This is a genomic window from Pseudarthrobacter scleromae, assembly GCF_014644515.1.
Lineage (GTDB): Bacteria > Actinomycetota > Actinomycetes > Actinomycetales > Micrococcaceae > Arthrobacter > Arthrobacter scleromae.
On the sequence record NZ_BMKV01000019.1, the window covers coordinates 1 to 608 of the forward strand.

Genomic DNA, 608 nt, shown 5'->3' on the forward strand with positions numbered 1-608 from the left:
GCTCCGTCATCCTCCTGGCCCTGCTGCTGCCCTACACCTCCTACGAAAAAGGCGTCAGCCCCTTCGTGACCTTCTTCGGCTCCATCGGCATCCAGGGCGTGGACGTCATCATGAACCTCGTCGTCCTCACCGCCGCCCTCTCCTCCCTCAACGCCGGGCTCTACTCCACCGGCCGGATCCTGCGCTCCATGTCCGTCAACGGCTCCGCCCCCCGCTTCGCCTCCCGCATGAACAAAGCCGGCGTCCCCTACGGCGGGATCGCCATCACCGCCGGCGTCTCCCTCCTCGGCGTCCCCCTGAACTACCTCGTCCCCGCCCAAGCCTTCGAAATCGTCCTCAACGTCGCCTCCGTCGGCATCATCATGACCTGGGCCACCATCGTCCTCTGCCAGATCCAGCTCCACCGCTGGGCAGACAAAGGCTGGCTGGAACGCCCCTCCTTCCGCATGATCGGCGCCCCCTACACCGGATACCTCTCCCTCCTCTTCCTCGCCGGCGTCCTCATCATGGTCTTCATCGAATCCCCCCTCACCATGCTCGTCACCGCCATCGCCTCCATACTGATGGTGCTCGGCTGGTACGCCTGCCGCGACCGCATCCGCGACATC

The 608-nt window shown here is 65.6% G+C and carries 1 protein-coding gene; it reads left to right on the forward strand.

Annotated elements, in window-relative coordinates; all coding sequences use genetic code 11:
- On the forward strand, nucleotides 1-608 hold a 608-nt coding region (locus IEX33_RS19245; protein ID WP_188732479.1), incomplete at both ends, for an amino acid permease.